This is a genomic window from Microcystis sp. T1-4 (genome assembly GCF_000297435.1).
Classification (GTDB): domain Bacteria; phylum Cyanobacteriota; class Cyanobacteriia; order Cyanobacteriales; family Microcystaceae; genus Microcystis.
On sequence record NZ_CAIP01000440.1, the window covers coordinates 1 to 26,596 of the forward strand.

Consider the following 26,596-nt stretch of genomic DNA (forward strand, 5'->3'; position numbering starts at 1 on the left):
AAAGCTTTCTAGGTGACGAATACTTAAATTTTCCACAATTGGGAAAAATTCGGATTAGGAAATCTAGAAAGTACCCGTCTGGGTTCGAGCCTAAACAAGCTCGAATTATCCGCAAAGCGTCGGGATTTTACGTTTCGGTTTCCTTCCAATCTACGGAATTAGTTCCCGATATGACAGTGGGGAAGACCTGTTTAGGAATTGACGCGGGAATTGAGAGTTTTGTTGCTACTTCACGAGGAGATTTAATCAAAGCCCCTCGATTTTTGTTGAAAGTACAGAGTAAGCTTAAATTGCTACAAAGACGCTTGAAACATCAAGTCAAAGGCTCGAACAATTGGTTGAAACTCCAAGATAAGATAGCGAGATTACACGAAAAAGTGTCTAATACTCGTAGAGATTGGCATTTTAAGTTAGCTCATTACCTTTGCGATCTCGCTGATAATATCTTTGTTGAAGATATTAACTTCGTTTCCTGGTCTAGAGGGATCGTTAGAAAACAATCTCTGGATTCAGGTATCGGTAGTTTTATTAACGAGATACTACCGTTTGTCGCTTGGAAACGGGGAAAATATTATCTTAAAGTCGATAAAAACGGAACTTCCCAGGAGTGTCCGAATTGTGGCGCAATTACTGGCAAAAAAGCGTTATCGGAAAGAGTTCACCGGTGTGATTCTTGCGGTAACATTGAACCGAGAGATACGGCATCAGCAAAGGTAATCGAGAACCGAGGAAAAAACGCGGTCGGACTGACCGTGTTAGAAAACGCTCGCGGAGGCGATTTGACGGGGATCGACTGGGTTAAACTCGGTCGATCTAGTTAAAAGCCTAAGAACCGAGAATCCCCCGCTACACCGCGCTCCGCGGTTAGCGGGGGAGAGTCAATCCCCGATAACTGATAACTGCTAGACTAATTGGGTGATGCTTGCAAGATTAATAAAACCAGTGTCGAGATTAGAATGCAGGGACTTTTAAGAAAACTTTGGCGCGCGATCGAAAACTTTTTAACCCGACTTTTGGGGGGACAAGGAGGAAAGGGGAGAGTAGAAGTGATCGAATCTGTTCCCCTAACCGATACAGACTACGAGTTTCTCTATATGCAGTTACTCGATGGCGTGGCCCACGGTTGGCACGAAGGCAGAATTCTGAGATTTTTTGAGAAATTGGGCGATCGAGGTCGGCAAAAAGATTGGGTAGAATGGTTAGAGCGTTTTGGAACCCGTCTGCAATCCTCCGCTTCCCTTAACCAACTTCTCGCCACCAGAATGATCCGTTTGGGAGAATTAGCTCGCGCTTTCCCCGGGATTGAACGTATTGGTGAAGCTTCCTACGAGATCGGTTATCAACTCTACACCAAAGAAACTGCCACTTTAATCTGGGAATACGCCGGCGACGATGAGGACCCGGGCAGTTATTCCCAGCCGCAAACCCCAGAAAATTTCTTATATTCGGGTGAAACTAGCGATTTTAACGGTAATGACCCAGAAAATCCCCAATTAGAAACCCTCACCCTCGATGAATTATTTGACCGTCTGCAAAACGATCCTACCCTAGCCGGGCAAATGGCCGAACAATTGGGCATCGAAAATAAGGACGCAGAAAGCATTATTGATAGTCTCATCGCTCAATTTTCCCCCCAGGAAGCTAAAAACCCTGAAACTGCCGAAGATTGGTTTAATCAGGGCTTAGAACAGGCAAATTTAGGCAATTGGTCAAATGCGATCGCCGATTGGGAACAGGCCTTGACGATCGATCCCCAATTAGCCTCGGCCTGGCATAATCGTGGTGGTGCCTTAGCCATGATTGGTAACTACGAAGAAGCTTTAAATAGTTATGATCGCGCCCTAGAAATCACCCCCAACGATCACCAAGTCATTAACGCTAGAGGCAGCGCCCTATACGGACTGCAACGTTGGCAAGAAGCGTTAGAATGTTGGCAACAGGTGCTAGAAGCGGACGATAATTTTTATCAAGCTTGGTACAATCGCGGCAGTACCCTAGAAAATTTAGGCGAAACCCAAGCAGCGATCGCCTGTTATCAAAAAGCTTTAGGGATTGCGCCGGATTTTGAGCTTGCCCAAACCCGTCTAGAGGCTTTACTAGGGCAAAAACCGCCCGAAGACGACGGTAATCCCCCCGCCTGATTCAATCTGAACTTGAGCAGTCAACAGCCTACAATGAGGAGAGGATAGAGACTAATTTTAATCAATCAGGCCCAGCAATGAGTATAAAAAGCAAACCTCCTTCACAATCTCGCCTGATCGGTAATGTTTTATTAGCCGTAGGCGGCTTATTTCTGATTGTTAACCTTCTTTTCCCGCAATTATTTGGCCCTAGCGTCCCCAAAGTTCCCTATAGTCTTTTTATCGACCAAGTGGAAGATGGTAACGTCGCTAGGGTATCCGTGGGACAGAATGAGATTCGTTATCAGCTTAAAAACGACCAAGAGGGCAACTACGGACGAATTTTCAGCACTACACCGATTTTTGACCTAGAATTGCCCAAACGTCTAGAAGCTAAGGGCGTAGAATTCGCCGCCGCACCACCGCCAAAAAATGGCTGGATTGGCAGTGTCCTTAGTTGGGTGATTCCTCCCCTGATTTTTGTCGGTATTTGGCAATTTTTCCTCGCTCGCAGCGGTGGCGGTGGTCCAGCCGGGGCTTTATCGATTACCAAAAGTCGCGCTAAAGTCTATGTGGAAGGAGACACCACCAAAACCACTTTTGAAGATGTGGCCGGTGTGGAAGAAGCGAAAACCGAATTGGCCGAAATCGTCGAATTTCTCAAATATCCCCAACGTTACATTCAAATCGGGGCGCGGATTCCCAAGGGTGTCCTCCTAGTCGGTCCGCCGGGGACAGGAAAAACCCTGCTGGCAAAAGCAGTCGCGGGAGAAGCGGGAGTTCCTTTCTTTAGTATCTCAGGTTCGGAATTCGTGGAACTCTTTGTCGGTGCAGGTGCGGCCCGAGTGCGAGATCTGTTTGAACAGGCCAAGAAAAAAGCCCCCTGTATTATTTTTATCGATGAATTAGACGCGATTGGTAAATCTCGCGCTAACGGTAATTTTATGGGGGGTAACGATGAGCGGGAACAGACTTTAAACCAATTATTGACGGAAATGGACGGTTTTAACGCTGGTGATGCGACGGTAATCGTGCTGGCCGCTACTAATCGCCCAGAAACTCTTGATCCCGCCCTTTTACGCCCTGGCCGTTTTGATCGCCAAGTGTTAGTTGATCGCCCCGATCTGGCTGGACGCTTAAAAATCCTCGAAATCTACGCAGGTAAGGTAAAATTAGGCTCAGATGTGGATTTAAAACAGATTGCTACCCGCACCCCTGGTTTTGCTGGTGCTGACTTAGCTAATCTAGTCAATGAGGCCGCTTTATTGGCAGCCCGCAATCAACGCAGCACCGTCGCCCAAGAGGACTTTAATGAGGCAATCGAGCGGGTAGTGGCCGGTTTAGAGAAGAAAAGCCGGGTTCTCTCGGAAAAAGAGAAGAAAATCGTCGCTTATCACGAAGTTGGTCACGCTCTCGTCGGTGCAGTTATGCCGGGGGGTGGTAAAGTTGCTAAGATTTCGATCGTCCCTCGCGGCATGGCAGCCCTCGGTTATACCCTGCAAATGCCCACGGAAGACCGTTTCCTTATGGATGATACGGAATTACGCGACCAAATTGCTACTCTTTTAGGTGGTCGGGCCGCCGAGGAAATTATCTTTGGTAGTATTACTACTGGGGCAGCTAATGACCTACAGCGGGCGACGGATTTGGCCGAACGCATGGTGACTACTTATGGTATGAGTAAGACCTTAGGTCCCCTGGCCTACGAAAAAGGTCAACAGAATAGTTTTCTGGGAGATGGTATGATGAATCCCCGGCGCTTGGTGAGCGATGATACGGCCAAAGCGATCGATAATGAAGTGAAAGAGATTGTCGAAAATGGTCATCAGCAGGCCCTGGATATCCTTGCTCAAAATCGCGATTTGCTCGAAGAAATTGCCCAAGAAATCCTCAGTAAAGAGGTGATTGAAGGGGAACAGTTGCAAGCACTGCTCGATCGCGTTAAACCCCTCGATCGAGAACCTGTTACTGTTTAGATTGATTTGATTTTTACCTTACCCCATCTTCAACAAAGATGGGGTTTCTCATCTAGAAATTTTGACCTTTAAGAGGGATTGGGGCTGAATATTGAGGAGATAATCCAGAAAAGTCTTGGCGATCACCGATAGTTTTTTATCCTTGGGATAAACCACATACCAATGGCGTTGGATGGGAAAATCTTCCACGTCAAGGATGGTAAATTCCCCATTAGGATGATCTAAATTTAAGACGTGCTGAGAAAGAACTGAAATTCCTAAACCACCAGCGATCGCTTGTTTAATGGCTTCATTATTGCCGATTTCCAAACGCAGAGATACGGTGATGCCATGGTCGAGAAAAATTTGCTGTACTGCCCGTCTAATTCCCGATCCCATTTCCCGCATAATAAAAGGTTCCCCTTGCAGTCGTTTAATTGGAATTTTTTTCTGTCCCGCTAGGGGGTGATCTTTGCGTGCAATGACCACAAGGGGATTTTCCAGAAACGGTTGAATCTCCAGGTTTAGATCTTGGGGGGGTTCGCTTAAAATATATAGGTCGTCAACATTATTGGTGATCCTTGCTTCTAGATCTTGGTGATTGGTCAATTCTAGGGACACATCCACCCCTTGGTACTGTTGACAAAAAGGACCGAGGATCTGAGGGATTAAATATTGGGCTGTGGATACCGCCGCTAAACGCAGTTTACCCTGTTTAATGCCCTTGATATCAGCGATCGCCATCTCAAAGTTATCAAGATCCTTGAGGACTGCCTGACAGGTTACTAATAAACTGCGTCCGGCCTCGGTTAAATACAAACGTTTGCCTATCTGTTCAAATAGAGGCAGACCCACTGCTTTAGTCAGTTGTTTCATCTGGGTAGAAACGGTGGGTTGGGTGATCGATAGTTCTTCAGCAGCCCTGGTAAAACTGCCATGACGAGCGGTCGCTTCAAAGACAATCAGTTGATGTAAAGTGGCGTGAATCAAGAGAGGCCTCTAGAGAGCTACACTTCTGTTACTGCCTTGAGGAGCTTTGCTAAACAGAAGCAGGAATGGAGGGGAACGAGTAAAAACCTCCCCACCCCGCTTATATCATAGGTTTAAATCAATACTTTTGTAAAGATATATCGATTTAAACTCAATTTACAAAAATTTGCTTGTCAAGATATCCGTTCTAGTATAGATTTATAACAATCGATCTTTAAAAACCATAAACTTTTGTCTATCAAGGCTGGTCTGTCAACCGCCGACTTTGTTATGGCAAAAAATCCTTTGCTCAGTTGGATTCTCATGGAAATAACCAATCGTATTCATTTTGACAATTTGCGGGGCGATAGCTTCGGTGGTGTAACAGCTGCCAGCGTTTCTCTCCCTCTAGCTCTTGCCTTCGGGGTGGCTTCTGGGACGGCGATCGAGGCCAGTTTAACCGCCAAAAATCCCGAATTAGGCTTACCCGCGGACTTAACGTTGTCCAAAGTTCTGCCCGCCACGGGTTTGCTTAAGGGGTAAAGGGCCTTACTCTTACTCTCTTTCAGCTTTTGAAGGTTCATTTAGTTCGTTTATATTCAATACTCCTCATCAGGGGAGGCTTAAGGAGGTATTCGTGGATTTTTTCTCATTGTTTGTCATGGACTTTATCCAGCAGTTGCAGTCCCCAACGCTGGCCTTTTTGATTGGTGGGATGATCATTGCTGCTCTCGGGAGTGAATTGGTCATTCCAGAGTCGATTTGTACGATCATCGTCTTCATGCTGCTGACCAAAATCGGTCTGACCGGCGGGATTGCCATCCGCAATTCCAACCTGACGGAAATGGTATTACCAATGATCTTTGCCGTCATAGTAGGGATTATTGTGGTCTTCGTCGCGCGCTATACCTTAGCCAATCTGCCCAAGGTGAAAGTGGTCGATGCGATCGCAACTGGGGGGTTATTTGGAGCCGTGAGTGGCTCGACTATGGCAGCCGGTCTGACGGTACTCGAAGAACAAAAGATCCCCTACGAGGCCTGGGCTGGCGCACTCTATCCTTTTATGGATATCCCGGCGCTGGTAACGGCGATCGTGGTGGCTAACATTTATCTTAACAAGAAGAAAAACAAAGAAGCGGCCTACGACCATGAGTCTTTTAGCAAGCAGCCGGTGGCGGCCGGGGATTATTCCGATCAGCAGGATTATCCCAGCAGTCGGCAGGAGTATCTCAGCCTGCAGCAGCCGGCGGATAATCGGGTCAAGATCTGGCCGATCATTGAAGAAAGCCTTCGCGGACCGGCCCTATCGGCCATGTTATTAGGTCTGGCCCTGGGCATATTCACCCAGCCGGAAACTGTCTATAAAAGCTTCTACGATCCCCTCTTTCGCGGCTTGCTTTCGATCTTGATGCTGGTCATGGGAATGGAGGCTTGGTCAAGGGTGGGTGAACTGCGTAAGGTGGCCCAGTGGTATGTTGTCTATAGCGTCCTAGCACCGTTTGTACATGGGCTAATCGCCTTCGGTCTCGGTATGATTGCCCACTACGCCACTGGGTTCAGTTGGGGCGGTGTCGTGGTTCTGGCCGTCATCGCTTCCTCTAGTTCCGACATCTCTGGGCCGCCCACGTTGCGGGCCGGTATCCCCTCGGCTAATCCCTCCGCCTATATAGGCGCGTCCACGGCCATCGGTACGCCCGTAGCGATCGGCTTATGTATCCCGTTCTTCCTTGGTCTTGCCCAGGCCCTCAGCGGCGGCTAGGATTGTGGTCGGTGGGCGCTCCCTTGACGGGGCCTACCAAGCAAATAAGTGTACACATTTAAGGAGATAATCAACATGGCCAAACCAGCCAAAAAGCTCGTCATCGTCACAGAAAAGATTTTGCTGAAAAAAGTCGCCAAGATCATCGAAGAATGCGGGGCGACCGGTTACACGGTGATGGATACTGGCGGTAAGGGCAGCCGCAACGTGCGCTCTTCGGGACAACCCCACGTTTCCGAAACCGACAGTAATGTTAAGTTCGAGGTACTCACCCCCGATCGAATTATGGCCCAAAATATTGCCAAGCAGGTTGCCGATCAGTTTTTCCTCAATTTTGCGGGCATGATCTATATCTGTGACGCGGAGGTTCTGTACGGACAGAGTTTCTGTGGACCAGAGGGCTGTGGAATCTAGACAACTAATGCTTGTCTTGATCTGGGCAACCCCATCTGCAGCCTGACTGTCCTGGAGCGGTAGCCCTTTTTCCTATCCCCCAGTTTTATGACCACCTAAAACCTTTAACCCTCATCCCTTTAAACTGATGATTTTGTCCCCTATTCTGCCTCCTTTGATCGGGGAGATAGCGGCTCCCATGGCTCCGCTCCCCTTGCTCGCCACCGTTGTGGCCGAGGATTCACCGATTATTCTCTCCGGGGTATTGCTGACGCTGGTGGTGATTTATCTGGCCAGCAAGCTCGGCGCAGAGGCCGCCCGACGATTGGATTTTCCGCCCGTACTGGGAGAACTGGTCGCCGGTGTGATCGTCGGCGTTTCGGCCTTGCATCTGCTCATCTTTCCCGAAGGGGGACTATCGGCCTCTGATTCGGTGATTATGACGGTACTGCAAGGATTGAATCAATTGGCCCCGGCTGCCGTGGACCGGATCTTTGAGTCCCAAAGTGAAGTGATTTCGGTTCTAGCTGAAATCGGTGTGATTATTCTGCTGTTTGAAATTGGCCTGGAATCGGATCTGCGGCAACTCAAGGAAGTGGGAATTCAGGCCACGGTGGTGGCCTGTGTGGGGGTTGCGGCACCTTTTGCGGCAGGTACGGCCGGGTTAATGCTTGTCTTTCATGTGGCCGCCATCCCGGCGATTTTTGCGGGGGCTGCCTTAACGGCAACCAGTATCGGTATTACCTCGAAGGTGTTGTCAGAGTTAGGTCAACTCAAATCCAAAGAAGGGCAAATTATTGTCGGTGCGGCGGTGATCGATGATGTCCTTGGTATTATTGTTCTGGCTGTGGTCGCTAGTTTAGCCAAAACCGGTGAGATCGATGTGGTCAATGTTATTTATTTGATCGTCAGCGCTACGGCCTTTTTGATCGGATCAATTTTGTTAGGAGGTGTTTTTAACAAAAGTTTTGTGGCGATCGTGGAGCGGCTGAAAACAAGGGGAAATATTGTTATTCCAGCATTTGTCTTCGCTTTCTTTATGGCATTTTTGGGCAATGCTATTCATCTTGAAGCGATTTTAGGTGCTTTTGCTGCGGGTTTGGTGCTTGATGAAACTGATACCCGCAACGAGTTGGATGAGTTAATCAAACCGATCGCCGATTTGCTTGTGCCGATTTTCTTTGTGACGGTGGGAGCGCGTGCCGACCTCGGTGTTTTAAACCCAACGGTACCGGAGAATCGGGCCGGACTTTTGATTGCTGTCTTTTTGATGGTTGTGGCGATTATCGGTAAACTGGTGACGGGCTGGGCAGTTTTTGGTATATCCGGAATCAATCGTCTCGCCATCGGTGTGGGTATGATTCCCCGGGGTGAGGTGGGTCTAGTTTTTGCTGGGATTGGCTCGGCCAGCGGAATTTTGGATAAGCCTTTGGAGGTGTCGATTATTATTATGGTGATCCTGACCACTTTCCTGGCCCCTCCCTTCCTCAGAATCGCTTTTGGTAAGACGGAAGCTGTTCCCGAAACCCTAGAAAGCAAGGAACCGGCTAATCCTATTCCTTAATTTTGCGGGTAAAATCTGATTTTTTAGACGAGGCTGAAAATACTTCAGCCTTTTTTGTCGTTGATCACCGGCACGAGACAGGGCCGATGCCAATTTTGACATCCCGATTTAATCTTGACTGTCCCCTAACCGCTCCCTGAAATGAGGATAGTTCTGGGATTTATCGGTTAGAAAGAGCGCAGTTTCCCCGCGACCAACCCCATTCTTCCACTCCCACGGAAATTTGCGAACCGGGACGGACATCTCCTTTCGATAAGTCTATCAGAGTCACACTGACTGCGGCGAATAAACTGCCCCGATAAATCGGTTGTCCTTTGTTGTTAGTATTTTTAAAACTAAGGCTAGAAACTTGGGGGGGTTGACCGGAACGCGTCCAGCGAATGCGTTCAAAACGTCCATTGATAAATTCTGCCGAATAGGACCAACCGTTATTCATGCGGCCTCGACAAAAAAGCTGTTGTGTGGCTACGGTAGGGGGAATATTGACAGATAAACTCAGAAGGCTGAATGTAGCGAGAGCGATCGGCAAAAATTTCATAAAAGTTGGCACTATAGGGTCAAATAATCCTATTATAAGTTTTTAGTTCGCAAATTTAACTATCGCGGCCGCGGTAAGTTCCGGTTTTTCGAGATGGGGAACATGACCACAGCGAGGAATCCAGACCAGTTGATTATTGGGTAAGGCCTGCTGAAATATCTTCGCGTCTTTTGTGCCTAAAATTTGATCGTTTTCTCCCCAAATAATCAGCGTTTCTCGGTTTATTTGGCTTAATTTCGGTAAAAATGCCCCATAACCGCCACTTTTGGTAAAGGAGATTAAAGCCTCACTCCAGTGGGGACAATTCAGGTGCAGATTAGCACAGGTGCAAGCATCAACAGTGGCCAAAGTTGCATCAAAATAGGCGGTACGACTGATATTTTGACGCACGCGGGGATTGGCTAAAAAATTAGTTGCCCACTTATCGAGGGGAGAAAACATCAATTTACCCAAGACCGGGGGATTAGCTAGTCCTGCGCTGTCAATCAGGACTAATTTTGCCACTATTTCCGGGTAGGAGAGGGCGAAATCCAGGGCCACTGCACCCCCCATGGAAGCACCGACTAAAATTATCGGTTCTGCGATCGCAGTTCTCCAGAAATGGTAAAGATGGCTTTTAATAGTTTTCGGAGATACTTGTAAATCTGGGTATCGCTCAGTAAAACCGAAGCCGAGTAGATCTATCGCCCAAGTTTCCCTATTTCGGGCGAGTAAAGGTAGTAAACGCCGAAATTCCAGCAGGGAACTATCAAAACCGTGCAGGAGGACAAAAGGCGGTTGACCTTGCCCTTGTTGACTATAGGTAGTTAGAATCGAGCGGGGATAGATGGGGCTATCGATGGCAATTTGTTGGATATTTTCGAGGAGAGCAAGGGAGGTATCTTCACTCAATCCCTCCCTAACAGTGGGTAAAAAGTTAGGATAATTCACGGATGAGGGGGACAGTTTGATGAGGCAAGGGGCAAGAGGCAAGAGGTGTTTAGATATGTGTGGTTAATTAAACCTCTTGCATAATTAATTTTTGAGGGTTCAAAAACGGTAAGGATAAGGATTAAATTGCATAAAATCCTTAAATAGACCATTTAATTGATTATTGTTCATTCCTAATTCTCCTGACTCCTGACGACCGGCTACTGACTCCTAACCCTAACAACAATTTTTGATTTTTACAAGAGGTCTATTGTCTCTAGCTACAGATCCTAATAGCTAATTTCGAGGGTGACAGCAGCCCGCAGGGTTTGTTCCCCTCCGATAACCGGGCTACTGGCAGCATCGGCACTCCGAAAAACCGCTTCTGAGCGGGCTATTGGCACGGGATTACTGGTATTACCCACTTGGATAGAAACCGTTTCTTTCGGCACTAAACCGAGGGCTTGTAACACGATTGTAGCCTGTTCTCTAGCTTGTTCCGTGGCTTTGATGAGAGCGGTTCTTTGGGCAGCTGCGATCGCTGATTCTCCGGCAGTAAAACTGACCCCATCGATGCGTGTTGCCCCGACTTTCACCGCTTCATCGATTAAAATCCCCGCTTGGGCTATATCAACCTGAAAACTAATCAAATTAGCCCCGATATAACCGATTAAACGTCTTTGATTGTTGCTGAAGTCGTAATTGGGCTGTAAACTGATGCCGGTGGTTTCCAATTTTTCCACTTGACGGGAACGGAGAAATTTAACCACCGCATCGCTACGATTGGCGGTTTCCCGCTGCACCTTACCCGCTTCTTTGCCTTGAATTTCTACCCCTAAGCGCACTATTGCTTGAGAAGTGGCGATATTTTCTATTCCTTCCCCCGTTACGGTAATTGTCCTCAATTCTCTTTCGTTTGCGTAACTAGGCATAACTAATCCAGTGTTGATGAGGATAAGGGACAGCAAAAAAGCCAAGCAAAATTTTCTGTAATTCATGAAAAATCCGTAGCGATCGATACTATATTTCGATTCTAGCCTTTATTTTGGGCAATTGAGTGGAAGATTATCCCTTTTCTGTCACTTTCGGAATATTAGTGACTAAGCTCTGGGAACTTGAGAAGGGGCCTTTAAGCAATGAGTGTGAAGAACCACAGAGACACAAAGAACACAAAGACCGATCGCTATTATATAAGTTAAACTTGTTACACAAAGAATAAGAGATCCGATTGGTTCGCACACTGGTGCTGTTGATTAAAAAGATAAATTCTCAAAACTTGCTATGATCTAACAAGATTGTTAATGCACTTTCTCGGCTTAATTATCCCCTGCAATGACGCGCCAAATTCACGACCAATTTGCCAAGGAATATTTAGAAGAACTCTTAGGGACTCTAGGGACGATTAAAAAGAGCAAGAAAGTCAAGAGTGAAGTCCAAGAAATCGATGTCTGGTTTGAACCAGCCAGTTCAGCATCAAGGACTGAATTACCCTTGGGCATACTCGCTAAAATGGCGGCGACTTGCTGCTTATTTGAACCCTTCCGTAACCCACCCTCCGAGGTAGAGATTCGCAGTTGCATCTCAAAGTTATATGCGGTTCATGGCGAAGTCTTAAGGAAGGCGAAAAGGACAAGCAAAACTCTAACAGAAGCTGAACTACCAGTTCTCTGGATTTTAACGCCTACTTTTTCGGCGAGAATGATTGAAGAAGTCGTGGGAATCCCCCCTTCATTCCTACCAGAAGAGGGGATGAAAGAGGAGTGGGGAAAAGGAGTTTATTTTTCCCCTAGCCTGTTCAAAACAGGAATTGTCGCCATCCATCAATTACCAGTCAATGAGGAGACTTTATGGTTGAGGGTACTAGGGAAAGGAGGGACGCAAAAACGGGCAGTAGAAGAATTAGTGCAATTACCTGAAGGTAATCCTTTCCAAGAGAATTTACTGGAAATTCTGGCCAACTGGCGCAAGAGTTTGGAATTAAGAGATAATTTAAGTGCCGAAGAACAGGAGGACATTATGAACCTATCACCAGCTTATTTACAACAACGAGAAGAGTGGAAACAAGAAGGGATACAAGAAGGGATACAAGAAGGGATACAACGAGGGATACAAGAAGGGATGCAAGAAGGGATACAACGAGGCAGTTTAGAAGAACGGTATTCCCTGATAACCAGTCTTCTGGAAGGACGCTTTGGCAGCCTGGATGCAGAATTATCTGGTCTGGTGGAACAGATTGCCCAACTTCCCATCTCGGAACGCACCGGGTTACTTCTTTCTCTGGCTAATTTATCTCGCTCAGAACTGTTAGAAAAATTCAGGGAAAATTAAACTTTCACTCCCCCTAAGCTAGGAAAAACTATGGCTCTTCGGTTTTTGTTATGCAATGGACGGGATTATAAGGAATGAAACCCTTATAGAGACAGACATTGCTGCTATTTTTGTCAACTGTTTTCGCTCTAGAGAGAACTAATCAATTAAATCTCTTGCCAGATAAGGATTGAGTCGATTTATGCCCCCCTATCGAACCATAGCAAGTAACGAAGAGCCAAAACTATTCCCAAGCATTAATAGAAAACGGGTTTCTCCGAGAAACCCGTTTTCTGTGCGTTACTCAACGGATTTAGTATGACAACTGATAAAAACACCTCCAATTAATGAAGGGGAATTGTGGGATTTTATTGATGGTATTAGGAGACTTTTGTGGTTTCTTTTTCCGAAAAGACGGACAACAAAATGACAATACATATTTTGCTTTTTATAACTGTATTATAAGCTACATTTTTATAAATATTTTACATTCCTCTCCGTCAGGCTTCTTTGGCAAGGTTAAGAGCGATCGCATTCTATCTCTAGTAGTCATTAATGCCGTTGACTAGAGCTAAGTTAAGATTGAAGGGCATTCAGTTGTTAACTCATGTAATTCTTGAGTAGGGCGAAAATATGACGACACTACTTGTGCAAGCGACCTCGGCTCCTCTGATGATTGATCTTCCTTGGATTATGCCGATGACGGAGGAGCAGTTTTATGAATTTTGTTTAGCCAATCGAGATTTACGCATTGAACGCAGTGCTAGTGGAGAAGTGATCGTTATGCCTCCTGCTTTTTCAGATACGGGTAATCGCAATTTTAATATAGCTGTGCAACTGGGGAACTGGTCAGAACTAGATGGAACGGGGCTTGGGTTTGATTCTAGTGCGGGTTTTACGCTGCCCAATGGCGCGACTCGTTCACCGGATGCTGCTTGGATTAAATTAGAACGCTGGAATGCTTTAACAGAAAAACAAAAAGCCTCTTTTGCCCCCATCTGTCCCGATTTTGTCATTGAATTACGTTCTGCTAGTGATACAGTATCCAGTTTGCAGAAAAAGATGGAAGAATATATTGCCAATGGTACTTTATTGGGTTGGTTAATCGATCGCCAAAATCGCCAAGTCTATATTTATCGTCCCCATCAAGAACCAGAGATTTTAAATGCTCCTGAAACCATTAGTGGTGATCCAGAATTGCCTGGGTTTGTATTAGTAATGGCTAAGATTTGGTAAATGTGATCGATGATGAAAGGTTCCGTCAATATAGAACAACTAATCACGATTAACGCTGTCCTATATTGTTGCTCACGGGAATCCACTCAACACCGATAGAACAGCGATAACTAATCATCCTATTAAGATGGAGACAGGGTAGCCAATTCTAAGGCTAAAGGATCAACCCGGCGTAAATTTGCCCCTAATGCTCTTAATTTACCCTCTAAATTATCGTAACCTCGATCGAGGTGATGGAGTCCCTGCACAATAGTAGTCCCCTGGGCTGCTAATCCTGCTACCACCAAAGCTGCCGAAGCGCGTAGATCCGTGGCCATCACCGGCGCTCCAGAGAGGAAAGGCACACCGCGCACTAAAGCCACATTTCCTTTGACCTTGATATCTGCTCCCAGACGCTTTAATTCGGCCACATGACGCAGACGGTTTTCAAAAACCGTCTCATTAACCACGCTACTGCCCTCGGTTAAAGTTAACAGAGCCATAAATTGGGCCTGCATATCCGTGGGAAAACCGGGATAGGGCAGGGTTTCGATATCGGTGGCTTTTAAGTCTTTAGGGATAATCCGGAGACGATTAGGGCCATCTTCCACCACTTCCGGACCGATTTCGTGCAGTTTGGCAATTACCGAAGCTAAATGGCTGGGAATCACGGGATAAAGACTAATTTCTGAGCGGGTAATCGCCCCGGCTATCAGTAAAGTCCCGGCTTCAATGCGATCGGGAATGATATTATAATCGGTACTGTGCAGACGGGAAACTCCCTCAATGACAATTGTATTGGTCCCAGCACCGCGAATTTTTGCCCCCATGGAAACACAAAAATTGGCTAAATCAATCACCTCTGGCTCCTGGGCTGCATTGCCGAGAATGGTTTCCCCGTCCGCTAAAGTCGCCGCCATCATTAGGGTTTCCGTCGCTCCCACACTGGGATAATCCAGATAAATATTCGCCCCTTTCAGACGACCATTACCCTTAACGCGGGCGTGTACCATGCCGCCATCAATTAATACATCTGCACCCATTGACTGTAGGCCTCTAACGTGCAGGTCCACTGGTCTGGCCCCAATGGCGCAGCCGCCAGGGAGAGGAACTTTTGCTTCTCCTAAACGGGCTAAAATCGGTCCAATGGCAAAAAAACTGGCCCGCAACTGGGAGACGAGATCGTAGGGTGCTTGAGCTTGTTTGAGGTCTCTGCCATCAATCTCTAGTCTATCTCCGGTGCGACGGACCTGCACGCCTAGGGCCGAGAGAATTTGACTCATCCGCTCGATATCGGCTAGGGCGGGTACATTACTAATCTGGCACTCGTCGGAGCAGAGTAAAGCTCCCGCCATAATCACGAGAGCGGCATTTTTGGCACCACTGATCTTGACTTCACCCCGGAGAGAGTGACGACCTTGAATTTCTAAATAGGGATGCTCGGTATCGATGGTCATAGGATGATTCATTTATCTTAGTTGGGAGTCTTGGCTAAGGAAAGCTTCAGCAAAATGAGACTGCATCTTATCAGATTTTTGAGGAAATTATTGGTGATTCTACCTCGAAAAACGATTTTTGTCTTAATTATCTCAACTATCTTGACTTATGGATTGTCCGATAGTATAATAAAAGATTGTGAAAGAAAAATGCGGAACTGGCGGAATTGGTAGACGCGCTAGATTCAGGTTCTAGTGTCTGCAAAGACTTTCGGGTTCAAGTCCCGAGTTCCGCATTATCTCCCTCAAGACGCAGTTGTTTAGGGTAGCCCTAGCGGGGTGAAAAATCCGATTGGCTATGATTAGCAGTGTTCAAAACCCTTTAATCAAGCAAATTCGCAAGCTACACCGCACTAGAGAGCGACAGGAGCAGAATTTGTCCTTAATTGAGGGAACGCACTTACTAGAGACGGCTTTAGCCGTGAATTGTTCCCTAGAGACGGTTTGTTATACTGAAAAGTGGCGGCAAAGACAGGGACAATTAGCAGAGAAGCTTCAAAATCAAGCGAAACGAGTCGAGATAGTTTCCCCGGAAGTCCTCGCTTCCCTAGCAACCACGGTTAATCCCGATGGTGTGATTGCCACTATTGCCCGTGATCACCTTCATCCAGTCCCCCAAAATCCGCTACAATTGGGCTTAGTTTTGGAAAGATTGCAGGATCCGGGTAATCTCGGCACTATTATCCGCACTGCCGTGGCTACAGAGGTACAGGGTATCTGGTTAAGTCTTGATAGCGTCGAAATCGATAACCCCAAAGTGATCCGCAGTTCCGCCGGGGAATGGTTTCGATCGCCCCTGGTGGTAGAATCGGATTTATCGGCTTTGGTGAAAAAATATCAAGCACAGGGGGTAAAAGCGATTGCGACTTTACCCACAGCCACAAAAAACCACTGGGAGATTGATTTTACCCGTCCGACTTTAATATTATTAGGCAATGAAGGAGCCGGTTTATCACCCCAATTAGCGACTTTAGCCGATGAAACGGTGAAAATTCCCCTCTTTGGTGGTGTGGAATCTTTAAATGTTGCGATCGCTACTGCTGTCATCCTCTACGAAGCTAGAAGACAATTATCCTACAGTAGGGTGGATTAGCGTCAGCGTAATCCACCGTTAAACTAGACAAGAATTAGAGATTTATGTATTCTCGTTTTCTGTCTCCCAATTTAAATCATCTAGCATCTTCAATAATAAATCGATGAATACGATAATTGCTCCACCCTCCTCTGGTTTAGGATCGATGAATCGATGAGCGTAACGGTTACGAAAAAGCTTCATTGTACCCGAATATAAATCACGGTATGCCTCTAATTCTTCTGATGGAAGCTTATCTTTTTGTACAGATTTATTACTTCCAAAAATTAGGTTAACAATACCATTACCCGTGGCTTTTTGATTAATATTATCAATATTTCCCAGTTTCCTCATGCGGTCCTCTAAAACCACTGTCGCATTGCGAATCGCAGTATCCCACGCTTTTGGATTATCTCCACCCGCACTCACAGAAAAACGGACTCTCTCCCATAGTTCGGAGTCTAAATGTTCAACTTCAGTTAAGGGAATTAGATGAGGAATAGCCGAGCGATCGGGTTCGTCAAAGTTAGAATCAACCGCTTCATAAGCTTTTCCTGTTAGAGTGCCTTTGTATTGATGCTGGCTTTTTTGTTGCCATTTAATATAACCATATTCTTCTAATATATCGAACGTTGCGAATGTGAAAGGAGGCCAGCTATCAGAACCCTTGTAATCAACCCAACCATAATCTGTAAGATTCCTAATGTACCAAATACTGTCCTCTTTAAGATTACCAGCCCGTACTTCTTTAACTATCCATCGCAAAAGGTTTTTTTGATTTTCTGTTAAACGCATATTTACGCCTCCAAAAATAATTAACAGTACTATTATACTATGTAGTTTTGATTTTCGTAACGGGAATTTGCTAAAACCGACATCTATATAGGGTCTGCTGAAAAAGTACGGGCGAAGCATTCGGATAGAAAATCTACGGTTTCACCGATAGGTTATTGCCCGAATGCTTCGCCCCTACAGGACACGGGCCGATGAAGACGCAAGGTTTTGAACGAAGATTCTCTCAAAATCTTGCACCTGTGAGAGCAAAACAGAACCCTAAAACCCTTACCTCGTCTATATTTCACATTTATTCAGCAAGCCCTATATAAATCCCTCGGATAGGTGAAACTGTTTCTATGAATAGTGCAATTTGAGACAGTCAACCAATTTTTTACACTTCCGTTTTTTTGGCAAGTTTTGGCGGAATTTGCTCGGCTGTTAAGGTGACAATTTGGCCATCTTTGAAAATGCTGATAGATTCTCCTAAGAGGCGGTGTCTCTCAATTGCTTCTGCGATTGCGACTCTAACACCTGTATCGATTTTCTGATGCAGTTCCGTTAAGGTGGGTTCAGTCATTTTGGTTTCTGGTAATGATTCGGAAGGTGTCTGGGTTATAAATAATAGGAGGTTGATTAAATCCTAACGCAGCAACTAAGTGCGGTTCATCCCCAGAATTATTATAGATCACCCAAGTATCGCATAAAGGTAAATACAACTGCATGAGGTTAATACGTCCCCGCTCATAACGACGACGAACCACATCTTCAGGAATATTATGACCGCCACTGGCTACCCTTCTGTGAACTCTCTCTAAAGCTAATTGTGGACTTTGTAGCCAAAAATAAATAAGATTGAGCCTATAGCCAGAACTGCGACAGTCTCTCAAAAAACGGGCAAAATGTCGGGCTGCCAGGGTGCTTTCAAAGGCAAAATCTATTCCTTGGCACTTCAGTGTTATCAGTCTTTCTAACATCAACCGTCCTGCTTGGATAGCAACCGACTCAGGATTAAAAGGTGAGAGTCCGGCGGCAATTTCATCGGCGTTAACGTACTCGATAACGCCTAAAAAGTTGGGTAAAATTTTTTTAGCGACGGTGGTTTTCCCGGAACCATTGGGGCCACCAATTAGATAAACATCAGACATGAGGGAAAAGGTCGTCCTCCAGATTATTTTGAGATAACCTCGAACTAACTATCAGTGGCTCTCAAATTTCCGTAAGAAAAGGTGCGATATCGATGGGGAACCAATCCCCGTCTAATACTTGTTCGAGAGTGAATATAGACTCTAGGGGAATTATATTTTTATCGACAATTCTCCCATCAATTAGGGTTTGTCTTGCGTCTGAATAGGCCTCCCCAAAGGAATTAATGGCATGATTTTTTAGCGTTTGGGTTTTGATCTTTTTTTTCAGTTGCACTCGAAAAGTGGCTATCTCTCCCAGCCAATGACGCGCATTTCGTTCTCTTTCCGTTGTCCAATAACTCAGTTTTAAAAGATGGATTAATAGTTGAGTTAATAAACTTTCGACAGCTTCGCGCTCGCTTCTCCCCATGCACTCCACTTCCTCGATCAGATTTTCCCAGTCCACTCTGTCAAACTCTTTTCGCTTTAAAAGTTCGGCGGTTTTTTCTGTCCAGAGAACAAAATCTTCCTCGTAGAGCATGAAGATCAATGGTGGGGTTTGTGCGGTCATAATAGATTTCTGGGGTTGCTGATTTGTGATAGGAATCTTCTTGTGTGGGGTTTTTAAAACCTGGAGCCAAACTAACTTTTGGATAGGATGCACAGTTGGCATTCATAGCTTGAGTCAGCAACACCGCAGAAAAATTAATTCTGACTCAAAAATAAACTGGGCAATCCGATAAGATTATCCTGCTTAAAAAAGATCGAATTTTGTTGTCGCAATTTACCGATTAATCTTGTTACTGTTACTCTGGTAGTGCCGATGGCGCTGGCAATTTGAGCGTGAGTTAGGGGATAGGGGAGATAATAGCCTTCCCCACAGGGTTGACCGTATTCTTCCAATAATAGAACCAAGAACCCCATTAATCGATCGAGGGAGCGTTTTTGACCGAGAATACTCAACCAAAATAACTTACGCTGGTATTGATGGCGAAAAGTTTCCATAACAGCCGATCGCAATTGCGGCCATTGTTGTAGGTCTTCCCAGTATAACCAGACTAACTCGGTTCCGTCTAGATGAGCTTGGGCTTGTAATTGAAAGGGAAATTGAGAAACAATCTCAAAAGGTTGACCTGCACCCACAAAACCGAGAAATACTTCCTCACTATCGGCAATAGGTGGTTGACGGGCGGATTTTTGGTCGATAACGTTAACTTGTGCCTTACCAACAATACGAATCGCCCCAGATTCGACAAAGTATAACAGTCCGGGGCGCGTGGCTACTTTTTCATCTTTGGCAAAGGTATGGTTACGATAATGGGATTTTGCCCAGTTAAAGATTTCTGTTTCTTGACCGATTAAGGGTACAAAATCCGACGAAGGAACCGAAGAAGACATTAAAATTAATAACCCACTGGGGCGTTGAGGGAACTGTAAACTAATGTAACAAAAAATTGCTGCGATTGGGGGGGTGTCTTGTGGCCGCTAGATGGTTATTGGTCAATAATGCCTAGAAGTCGCGGGGATTGGGCAGATAGGGGAATTATTAAGCATTCTTAACAGTATCCCCGCCCCAATGTTACAAAAGCTAGATAATCAGCTTATCTATTCTTAACTTTTTCTCGCTTTTCTGGGGACTATGGCATAAGATAGGATGCGTAACTATTAGTTTTCTATCTATGATATAGCGTTTCTCTTAAAGATGAAGTATAAAGAAATTTGGCATTATCTCTTGGCGACCAGCTCCTGTTAACCGTTCCCTGTTCCCTAAAACCAGATACTTCGTACCTCACTATTAAGATAACTGCCATAGATGATAGTTGATAGATAATTTAAATTTATACTTTTCCTTAAAAACTTCGGTCAAACTTGTATGAATAGCATTAGACAAAAAGTGGAATCCCTCTTGAATCAATTACCCGATGATTGTTCAATTGAAGATATTCAGTATCATTTATACGTTCTGGAGAAGGTGCGTCAAAGTTTGAACGCTGCCTCTCTGGAGAATACAATCCCCCAAGAAGAAGTTGAGGGTCTTTTAAACAAATGGCTGATCGAGTGAATTATCGCCTTGTCTGGTCGCCCAAAGCAATTGAAGACGTGGATGCGATCGCATCTTATATCAGTCGAGATTCCCCGTCCTACGCGGCGGCCGTCGTGCGTCGAATTCTTGATATAAGCTATTCTTTAGAAAATTGTCCCCTAGAAGCGAAAAAATGCGCCGAATTTAGCGATGATACCATCCGAGAAAAGTCTGCCTATGCCTACCGTCTGATCTATCAAATTCAAGGGGCGGTAGTTATTATAGCGGCGGTCGTCCATAGTAAGCATTTCTTGGATTGATCTAGTCAGTGATCAGTTATCAGTGATCAGTTATCAGTGATCAGTGGTCAGATTTGAATTTTCAGTTCACAAGGGCTGAATCTAATACCAAATTTGTTAAGCTAAAAGCTTTAATCTACTCAGTTTCTAGCCTTCTTTTTAGGTAGGAGAATTGCCAGATTCTTTCTGGGAGCCTCTTGCCTCTTGCCTTCAGTTCACTGATTACTGATTACTGTTTACTGGACGGCTACGCCGTGCCTTTGGCAACACTGAAAAGTCCCCCACCCGCCAATTTTGAGCCTAATTCCCGCTTAATCCGGTTGAGAATCGAGGTTTCATCGAGGGAATCGAGAATACTGGCTACCACTGCCTTCGGGCCATCGGGTCCCCAGGTGGCCCCATTAGCGAGATAGGTTTTCGTCACTTGGCCGATCGCGTAACAGGATACACCGGCAACTCCCGCTTGAGTCAGGGCGATCGAAGTATAGGGAAGGAGAGAAATGCCGCCAGTGGCAGGAATCGAGAGGCCAAGCAGTCCTTTGAGGGAACTTAAGCCCAAAACCGCTAAAAATTCGCTGGCACTAATACCCCCCATATTGAGGGCAATTTTTTGTAAAAGAGCGATCGCCCCCTGACGAGTTAAATCGATGCCGTATAAGCGAGAAAGAGCGAGAATCATGGCCAGATCGATAACTGCTCCCGTAAACAGATCCAACACCGTCACTGGATTGAGAGCGATCGCCGATGCTTTGATCATCACTGCTTTTTGAATCAATTGATTAGCGCCACGATCACGGATAGCCATTTTGCGGGCGACAATTTGCTCGTTTACCTCGTCCGCATACAGCATAGAATTGAGTGCTACGAGCGATTTACCCTCTCGCTCTAGAATTTCCAAAATTTTGAGTTTCAGAGCTTCTATCTGGGGTTTTCCCCGAAATCGTTGCGTTTTTAGCCGCCCATCCTGCTCCTTGACGGTATCCGTCAGGAGGGGAGAGGCCGCCACCATAACAATCTCATCGGGGGAGAGTAATTCTTTCACCCGTTCTGAGGCGATTTTCTCATAGATAGCGAGGCGATCGACTTCCGGATACTGATCGATTTTATTAAAGACCAAAATCATCGGTTTTCCCGCTTCGCGTAACTTGGCCAGGGCGGAAAATTCCACTTTGGTCATATCACCAGAGATGATAAAAAGGATTAAATCCACCTGCTGCGCCACCTGACAGGCGAGAATTTCCCTCGTTTGCCCATCTACCTCATCAATACCGGGAGTATCAAGCAATTGCACCTGAGCATTACCCTGGCCGTTCAGGGTCAGACGCGCTAGATTGGGGAAGGTATCATCGCTGCTTAACTGCCAATTTACCCCTTTAATGGTGCGGGTAACTCCGTGTAGGGGACCGGTCGTAAAGATTTCTTGACCGACCAGAGCATTTAAAATCGAGGATTTTCCCCGGCCCACCAGGCCAAAAGCGGCAATTTGAATCAGGGATCGATCGAGTTTTTCTAGCAGGGCCACCAGGCGATCGATCTCCGCTTCTAGACCAATTTTCTCGATCGAGGTAAGATCCAGACGCTCGACAAGTTTGCTCAGAGAATTGCGTGCCTGATTATAGTTGAGTTCTTCTTGAATAGTGCCGACACCTCGAAGCGCTTGTTCTAGGTCTTCGGTATTCCAAGCTCGATCGAGGGACGGGTCAGAGGTCATTTCAGTTATCAGTTATCAGTGATTAAGTAGGTGGGTGTTAAAAATTGTCAGATACCCCCCTTATCAAGGGGGGGATTAAGGGGGGGATCAAGGGGGGGATTAAGGGGGGATTAAGGGGGGATCAAGGGGGGAACCATCTTCAATTTAATTATAACCAGCTACTTTATTAAGGATAATCAGGATGAGTGTCATCTACGACTTGGAACACATCACCACCTATCATTATCGTAAACCGGTAACTTTTGGGGAACATCGGGCGATTTTTTTGCCTAGTGCCGGTCACGGTGAAAGAATTATCAGTTATTCTGTAGAAGCGAATATTGCCGCCAAAACGCGCTGGACTATGGATACTCTATCTAACAATGTGGTAGAGCTTGAATTTGCTGAACCAGCGTCAGAATTAATCGTTACCTGTCGATTACGGGCGGAACATTTTGGCTTAAAAGCGATCGCTGATTTTCCCCTCGCTCAACGGGCGATCGAAATTCCCATCCAGTACACCCCCGATGAATGGTTAGATCTAGTGGTGTTTATGCGTCCCCACGCTGAGGATGCCGACGGCAGCTTGGCAGCTTGGGCCAAAAGTTTTGTAGCGGGGGACCAAGATGATACCCTCGATGCCATGGCAAGAATGATGGCGGCTATCAAAGATAATTTTACCTACCAATCCAGGGAGAGTGAAGGAACTCAATCCCCCGGAGAAACCCTGCGGCTAAAGTCGGGAACTTGTCGCGATTATGCTTGGTTGATGATCGAAGCTTTGCGAAGATTGGGTTTAGCCTGTCGTTTTGTCAGTGGCTATCTCTACGATGCTGCCCTCGACGGTGGTGAAGTGGGGATGACTGGCTCTGGTGCTACCCATGCTTGGTTACAGGTTTATCTACCGGGGGCCGGTTGGCGTAATTATGATCCGACTAATCAAATTACCGCCGGCTTTGATTTAATTCGAGTGGCGATCGCTCGTCATCCCGGTCAAATCATACCTCTTTCCGGTTCTTGGTTTGGTGATGCTGATGACTATTTGTCTATGGATGTTAAAGTGACCATTCGCAAGTTGGGGACGCTGCCAGATTTTGATCCGAGGGAATAGGTTGAATTATCGGGTTTTTTCTTGACCGGCGATCGCAAAAAACGGGTTTCTCGAAGAAACCCGTTTTCTACTCATGCAATAAAGCGAAGATTGCCGTTGGGTTATAGCATTTTTATCGATTTTTGTCAAGATATATTTGACACAATTTATTAGAAAAAGGGTTTCTTTTAGAAACCCTTTTTCTGCTTTCCAACTAATCCTAATGTGTAATTAATTTTGCTTAGGTACTTAACTATAAACGGGATTATTTCGGCCAAAGTTTTTGAAATTTTCCCTCTTGACCATTATTCTCGTCTAGAAAACCTAGAAAATAAGCACAATCATCAGAGTCATCAGGAAAAATTGTTAATAATTCTAGGTATTGATGATTATTTTTGGGATACATTCGATGCCAAAGACGACCAACTTGATTGATATTTTTTGTTACTATTCCTGTCACCGAGGTTTTATAGATACTTAAATTATCCAATTTTTGATAGGCTTTGTGAAGCCATTTTATGGCTAGGGAATCATCTTTGTCTTCGGCAATTCTTCCCCAAACCTCGACATTTTTAGGATGCCAACTTTCTCGCCAGTTAGCACTATTATCGGGAGTTCTGAGGATATCTTTTTGTAAGGACATCCATTGTTTAGCAATAGTGCGAACATCTTTGATAAAGGGATGAACATGAGTTAAATCTCTGACTTTATTATCGTTGATTAAAGAACTTTTATCCCCCCATTGCCAATGACAGCCAATTAAGGGTTTATTGGGATAATAATCCTCATAAAAAATACTATGATCTGCTCGTCGCCATGATTTACCAAATCCTCCTAATAACATGGCAAAACGAGTGAGAAAACAAATTAATTTTTTTAAGCATTCTTGCTGGTTTTCGGGGAGAGATTGGGTGAGAATCCAGCGTAATTCTCCTGTTACTGTGTAGGTGGGTTCGTTGTAACCCTTGGCAAAGGTTCCTAACTCTAGAGATTTGACACAAAAATCGACCGCTAGTAAACCTTGGGTTGCTTCTCCGTCAATTCCTCCAAATAGCTGATTAACTAACTTTTCGGCATTTTTAGCATCAGTTAAACCGCCAAAAATACGCAAGGCATGACCGCGAATTGCTCCTCGAAAAATATTGGGTCGAAATTCCCTTGCACCATCGAGGCTTTTAGGAGCCATTCCTTGCCCTTTCAGAAAACATTTATATAAAGGTTCTTTTGAAGGTTTAATGTCTTTTGGTAAGCCGTAACCGCTACTAACACGGCATCCTAGACCAGATTCTAAAGCTCTTTCCCAGATAGTCCAAATCTCCTCCCAATCGGGTTGTTCTATTGAGGTAGAAATGCCAAATTTTAGGGTAGGTTGATAGAGAGAAATTAAAGCAAAACCACTTTCTCCACTGGGTTTTTGTCGAGTGTTTGGGGTTTTTACTTGCCATCCCTGTTGCGGGTGAACAATATCTAAAAGATTTTCCGTCCAATCATTAACGGGATAACCGCCATGGAAGCGCAAAAGACTAGGGTTATCGCTATCTTTTTCGAGGTGATAACGTTGTTTTTGTTCGGGGGTGCAAGCTTGACAAAAGGCTCCTTTCATGCTGGAACCGGGATAAAATGGTATGCCATAAGCACCCATTACAGGCCGAATTATTCCTTCATCTTGTCCCCCATTAGTGACAAATCGCCACGATATTTGATATTCTTTGGTTTTTACTTCTTGACCAAATTGGGGAGGATTTTCATCGACTCGTTCTATCCATTCCTTTACCCATTTTTGGCTATCATTTTCATCTTTTTTAGAGTCAATATATTGTAATTGCGATCGCCCTTTGGTTTGTGCGCGAAACATCAGGGGGATTTTGTCACCAATATCGGGAATATTAACCATATAATTTATCGCTCCTTTGTTCCTTTATATCTTTGAGTCCACCAAACTAAACAATCGCATAGTTGCGTTAAAACAGCGAGGGTAATTCTCTGGTCTTCTAGCTTTAATTCCCAGAGTTTTTCTGCCATTGCTTGAACAGATTCGGTATCATTTACCTGTACGGTATCGTTAGGGATAGGAATCCCCGCTTCTGCCATGGTTTCGACTAATTTATCCCAAGTTTCTTTCCAGTATTGTGCTTTATTGGGTTCCTTAGATTGTAAGCGCAGATTTTCACCCCAGAATCTTTCTAGTCCATAGGAAACGGATTCACGCATTTTAAAAGATTGATTGAGAGAATCTCGGTCTCGTAGTTTGGCAGCGAGAACTAATTTCTGAGCAATGCGATCGAGATTGTATTCTTTCCAAGCCATAATATTAGATAAAATGTAATTATTGATTAGCGTAGTTTAAAATAGTAACTTGGCAACGACCAAAACCGATGGATTCTAATCCTCCGAAATATAATTCTTTTTGGTTTACCGATTCTCCAAAAGGTTGCCATCCTGTTTCTTTGCAAGCAATGGGAAAAACTAAAATACTACCCACGGGTAAAGCTTCCACATTGAAAAAAGCTCCTTTTTCTGTATCCACTTTTTTCTGATCTTCTAGTAGTTTAACCCGGCTTTGTCGGTAGAGTGCCATATCGTGCAGCATGGATATATCGTTATCATCAACGACGACTAATTGAGAAGCTTTTAAATCCGCTTGCGGGGGAATCCACGAAGAAAGCTCCTCTAAGTGTTCAATTTCGAGAAATCCTAAGTTAAAAAATAAAACTTTGCTATTGCGGTTAACTCCCTGCACTACTCGCGCTTGTAAACTAGGGGAAGCAGTATAGGGATTGGGTACTTTTGCAGAGATTCCCGTGATTTGTTTGTAGCGTTTTAATAATAGGGGAGAAGTGACCCAAACTATCGGCTGTCCGGGACAAAATACCGGCAACCAAACGAGGGAAGCATATTCAAATTTAACTTTTGCTTCGGTGGTTCCTCCGTCTTCTTGTCCTGGGATTGTTTCGTGTCCGTACCATGTACGTTTTTCATCTATATTGTTCATATCGGCACGAAAACGGCCGCGAATAGAACTACCGGGGATAATTGCTGTTTGGGTGAATTGGTCACGAAAAATGAGGTTAAGATTACCCGTTTCTTCTCCTGCGGTTGCTCCCACATGAAGGGGTGCTAAGGTTTCAAGTATGCCATAACTTTTGTGATACATTTTTTGGTAAAAGTGAGTATTTTAGATGCTTGGGGATTATTCTAAACTAGGTTAATATTAATGTCAGGATTTTCTAAGATTTTGTTAATATTTTATCGTGGTATTTAGGCTATTAGGACAGCACAAAGCTAAGTAGGTGGGT

At 45.1% G+C, this 26,596-nt stretch carries 27 protein-coding genes and 1 tRNA gene; 14 read left to right on the forward strand and 14 right to left on the reverse strand.

What is annotated here, in order from left to right; all coding sequences use genetic code 11:
* The 3 genes from MICAI_RS21885 to ftsH4 all read left to right on the forward strand — a co-directional run.
* The coding region (locus tag MICAI_RS21885; RefSeq protein ID WP_039900714.1) for an RNA-guided endonuclease InsQ/TnpB family protein at window positions 1-821 on the forward strand (821 nt) is incomplete at its 5' end.
* A gap of 135 nt (window positions 822-956) precedes the next feature.
* Entirely contained in the window at window positions 957-2,141 is a 1,185-nt protein-coding gene (locus tag MICAI_RS21890; RefSeq protein WP_008207205.1) for a tetratricopeptide repeat protein, read from the forward strand.
* A 77-nt stretch (window positions 2,142-2,218) separates the two neighbouring features.
* Complete coding sequence (gene ftsH4 / locus MICAI_RS21895; RefSeq protein ID WP_002757693.1) at window positions 2,219-4,096, forward strand: ATP-dependent zinc metalloprotease FtsH4; 1,878 nt, start codon at window positions 2,219-2,221, stop codon at window positions 4,094-4,096.
* Between the two features lie 48 nt (window positions 4,097-4,144).
* Here ftsH4 and MICAI_RS21900 read toward each other — a convergent pair whose 3' ends face one another.
* Window positions 4,145-5,065: a LysR family transcriptional regulator gene (locus tag MICAI_RS21900; protein ID WP_008207207.1), complete on the reverse strand. Its 921-nt coding sequence runs from the start codon at window positions 5,063-5,065 to the stop codon at window positions 4,145-4,147.
* Window positions 5,066-5,335: 270 nt separating this feature from the next.
* Here MICAI_RS21900 and MICAI_RS21905 point away from each other — a divergent pair, with 270 nt between their 5' ends.
* The 4 genes from MICAI_RS21905 to MICAI_RS21920 all read left to right on the forward strand — a co-directional run bounded on the left by MICAI_RS21905 (window position 5,336) and on the right by MICAI_RS21920 (window position 8,760).
* Window positions 5,336-5,587: a sulfate permease gene (locus MICAI_RS21905; protein ID WP_081504705.1), complete on the forward strand. Its 252-nt coding sequence runs from the start codon at window positions 5,336-5,338 to the stop codon at window positions 5,585-5,587.
* 94 nt (window positions 5,588-5,681) lie between these two features.
* On the forward strand, window positions 5,682-6,803 hold the full coding sequence (locus MICAI_RS21910; protein ID WP_008207211.1) for a sodium-dependent bicarbonate transport family permease: 1,122 nt from the start codon (window positions 5,682-5,684) through the stop codon (window positions 6,801-6,803).
* 75 nt (window positions 6,804-6,878) lie between these two features.
* Window positions 6,879-7,217 (forward strand): P-II family nitrogen regulator, encoded by a 339-nt coding sequence (locus MICAI_RS21915; RefSeq protein WP_008207213.1) that lies wholly within the window; start codon window positions 6,879-6,881, stop codon window positions 7,215-7,217.
* Between the two features lie 127 nt (window positions 7,218-7,344).
* The gene (locus MICAI_RS21920; protein ID WP_008207215.1) at window positions 7,345-8,760 is read left to right on the forward strand and encodes a cation:proton antiporter; all 1,416 of its coding nucleotides are present in this window, start codon (window positions 7,345-7,347) and stop codon (window positions 8,758-8,760) included.
* A gap of 160 nt (window positions 8,761-8,920) precedes the next feature.
* Here MICAI_RS21920 and MICAI_RS21925 read toward each other — a convergent pair whose 3' ends face one another.
* The 3 genes from MICAI_RS21925 to MICAI_RS21935 form a co-directional block, all read right to left on the reverse strand.
* Complete coding sequence (locus MICAI_RS21925; protein ID WP_008207217.1) at window positions 8,921-9,298, reverse strand: hypothetical protein; 378 nt, start codon at window positions 9,296-9,298, stop codon at window positions 8,921-8,923.
* Window positions 9,299-9,340: 42 nt separating this feature from the next.
* The gene (locus MICAI_RS21930) at window positions 9,341-10,228 is read right to left on the reverse strand and encodes an alpha/beta fold hydrolase (protein ID WP_008207219.1); all 888 of its coding nucleotides are present in this window, start codon (window positions 10,226-10,228) and stop codon (window positions 9,341-9,343) included.
* Between the two features lie 269 nt (window positions 10,229-10,497).
* On the reverse strand, window positions 10,498-11,205 hold the full coding sequence (locus MICAI_RS21935; RefSeq protein ID WP_004268195.1) for an SIMPL domain-containing protein: 708 nt from the start codon (window positions 11,203-11,205) through the stop codon (window positions 10,498-10,500).
* A gap of 334 nt (window positions 11,206-11,539) precedes the next feature.
* Between MICAI_RS21935 and MICAI_RS21940 the strand changes: the two genes are divergently transcribed.
* Together MICAI_RS21940 and MICAI_RS21950 are read left to right on the forward strand one after the other, a co-directional pair.
* Window positions 11,540-12,535 (forward strand): hypothetical protein, encoded by a 996-nt coding sequence (locus MICAI_RS21940; RefSeq protein ID WP_008207230.1) that lies wholly within the window; start codon window positions 11,540-11,542, stop codon window positions 12,533-12,535.
* A 612-nt stretch (window positions 12,536-13,147) separates the two neighbouring features.
* On the forward strand, window positions 13,148-13,750 hold the full coding sequence (locus tag MICAI_RS21950) for a Uma2 family endonuclease (protein WP_008207232.1): 603 nt from the start codon (window positions 13,148-13,150) through the stop codon (window positions 13,748-13,750).
* 122 nt (window positions 13,751-13,872) lie between these two features.
* On the opposite strand, the gene murA is transcribed toward MICAI_RS21950, so the two are convergent.
* Entirely contained in the window at window positions 13,873-15,186 is a 1,314-nt protein-coding gene (murA, locus tag MICAI_RS21955; RefSeq protein ID WP_008207234.1) for a UDP-N-acetylglucosamine 1-carboxyvinyltransferase, read from the reverse strand.
* A 191-nt stretch (window positions 15,187-15,377) separates the two neighbouring features.
* Between murA and MICAI_RS21960 the strand changes: the two genes are divergently transcribed.
* Together MICAI_RS21960 and MICAI_RS21965 are read left to right on the forward strand one after the other, a co-directional pair.
* A tRNA-Leu gene (locus tag MICAI_RS21960) sits at window positions 15,378-15,461 on the forward strand.
* A gap of 62 nt (window positions 15,462-15,523) precedes the next feature.
* Window positions 15,524-16,318 carry a TrmH family RNA methyltransferase gene (locus tag MICAI_RS21965; RefSeq protein ID WP_008207236.1) on the forward strand — a complete coding sequence of 265 codons (795 nt, stop codon included), beginning with the start codon at window positions 15,524-15,526 and terminating at the stop codon, window positions 16,316-16,318.
* Between the two features lie 42 nt (window positions 16,319-16,360).
* On the opposite strand, the gene MICAI_RS21970 is transcribed toward MICAI_RS21965, so the two are convergent.
* From MICAI_RS21970 to MICAI_RS21990, 5 genes are all read right to left on the reverse strand, one after another.
* Complete coding sequence (locus tag MICAI_RS21970) at window positions 16,361-17,092, reverse strand: TIGR02391 family protein (RefSeq protein ID WP_008207238.1); 732 nt, start codon at window positions 17,090-17,092, stop codon at window positions 16,361-16,363.
* Between the two features lie 373 nt (window positions 17,093-17,465).
* Entirely contained in the window at window positions 17,466-17,651 is a 186-nt protein-coding gene (locus MICAI_RS21975; RefSeq protein ID WP_002794338.1) for a hypothetical protein, read from the reverse strand.
* Window positions 17,644-18,219: a zeta toxin family protein gene (locus MICAI_RS21980; protein WP_008207240.1), complete on the reverse strand. Its 576-nt coding sequence runs from the start codon at window positions 18,217-18,219 to the stop codon at window positions 17,644-17,646. The genes MICAI_RS21975 and MICAI_RS21980 overlap by 8 nt, the downstream gene beginning before the upstream one ends.
* Before the next feature lie 61 nt (window positions 18,220-18,280).
* Entirely contained in the window at window positions 18,281-18,769 is a 489-nt protein-coding gene (locus tag MICAI_RS21985; protein WP_039900719.1) for a DUF29 domain-containing protein, read from the reverse strand.
* 134 nt (window positions 18,770-18,903) lie between these two features.
* On the reverse strand, window positions 18,904-19,596 hold the full coding sequence (locus tag MICAI_RS21990) for a Crp/Fnr family transcriptional regulator (protein WP_008207246.1): 693 nt from the start codon (window positions 19,594-19,596) through the stop codon (window positions 18,904-18,906).
* Window positions 19,597-20,071: 475 nt separating this feature from the next.
* Between MICAI_RS21990 and MICAI_RS21995 the strand changes: the two genes are divergently transcribed.
* Window positions 20,072-20,260 carry a hypothetical protein gene (locus MICAI_RS21995; protein ID WP_002737442.1) on the forward strand — a complete coding sequence of 63 codons (189 nt, stop codon included), beginning with the start codon at window positions 20,072-20,074 and terminating at the stop codon, window positions 20,258-20,260.
* The gene (locus tag MICAI_RS22000) at window positions 20,245-20,541 is read left to right on the forward strand and encodes a type II toxin-antitoxin system RelE/ParE family toxin (protein ID WP_008207247.1); all 297 of its coding nucleotides are present in this window, start codon (window positions 20,245-20,247) and stop codon (window positions 20,539-20,541) included. The genes MICAI_RS21995 and MICAI_RS22000 overlap by 16 nt, the downstream gene beginning before the upstream one ends.
* A gap of 226 nt (window positions 20,542-20,767) precedes the next feature.
* On the opposite strand, the gene MICAI_RS22005 is transcribed toward MICAI_RS22000, so the two are convergent.
* Complete coding sequence (locus MICAI_RS22005; protein ID WP_008207249.1) at window positions 20,768-22,231, reverse strand: GTP-binding protein; 1,464 nt, start codon at window positions 22,229-22,231, stop codon at window positions 20,768-20,770.
* A gap of 181 nt (window positions 22,232-22,412) precedes the next feature.
* Here MICAI_RS22005 and MICAI_RS22010 point away from each other — a divergent pair, with 181 nt between their 5' ends.
* On the forward strand, window positions 22,413-23,321 hold the full coding sequence (locus tag MICAI_RS22010) for a transglutaminase family protein (protein WP_008207251.1): 909 nt from the start codon (window positions 22,413-22,415) through the stop codon (window positions 23,319-23,321).
* 244 nt (window positions 23,322-23,565) lie between these two features.
* Here MICAI_RS22010 and MICAI_RS22015 read toward each other — a convergent pair whose 3' ends face one another.
* The 3 genes from MICAI_RS22015 to MICAI_RS22025 are packed head-to-tail and all read right to left on the reverse strand — an operon-like array spanning window position 23,566 to window position 26,454.
* On the reverse strand, window positions 23,566-25,194 hold the full coding sequence (locus MICAI_RS22015) for a hypothetical protein (RefSeq protein ID WP_008207253.1): 1,629 nt from the start codon (window positions 25,192-25,194) through the stop codon (window positions 23,566-23,568).
* Between the two features lie 5 nt (window positions 25,195-25,199).
* On the reverse strand, window positions 25,200-25,607 hold the full coding sequence (locus MICAI_RS22020) for a hypothetical protein (RefSeq protein ID WP_008207255.1): 408 nt from the start codon (window positions 25,605-25,607) through the stop codon (window positions 25,200-25,202).
* A gap of 19 nt (window positions 25,608-25,626) precedes the next feature.
* Complete coding sequence (locus tag MICAI_RS22025; RefSeq protein WP_002794400.1) at window positions 25,627-26,454, reverse strand: RAMP superfamily CRISPR-associated protein; 828 nt, start codon at window positions 26,452-26,454, stop codon at window positions 25,627-25,629.
* Window positions 26,455-26,596 lie beyond the last annotated feature (142 nt).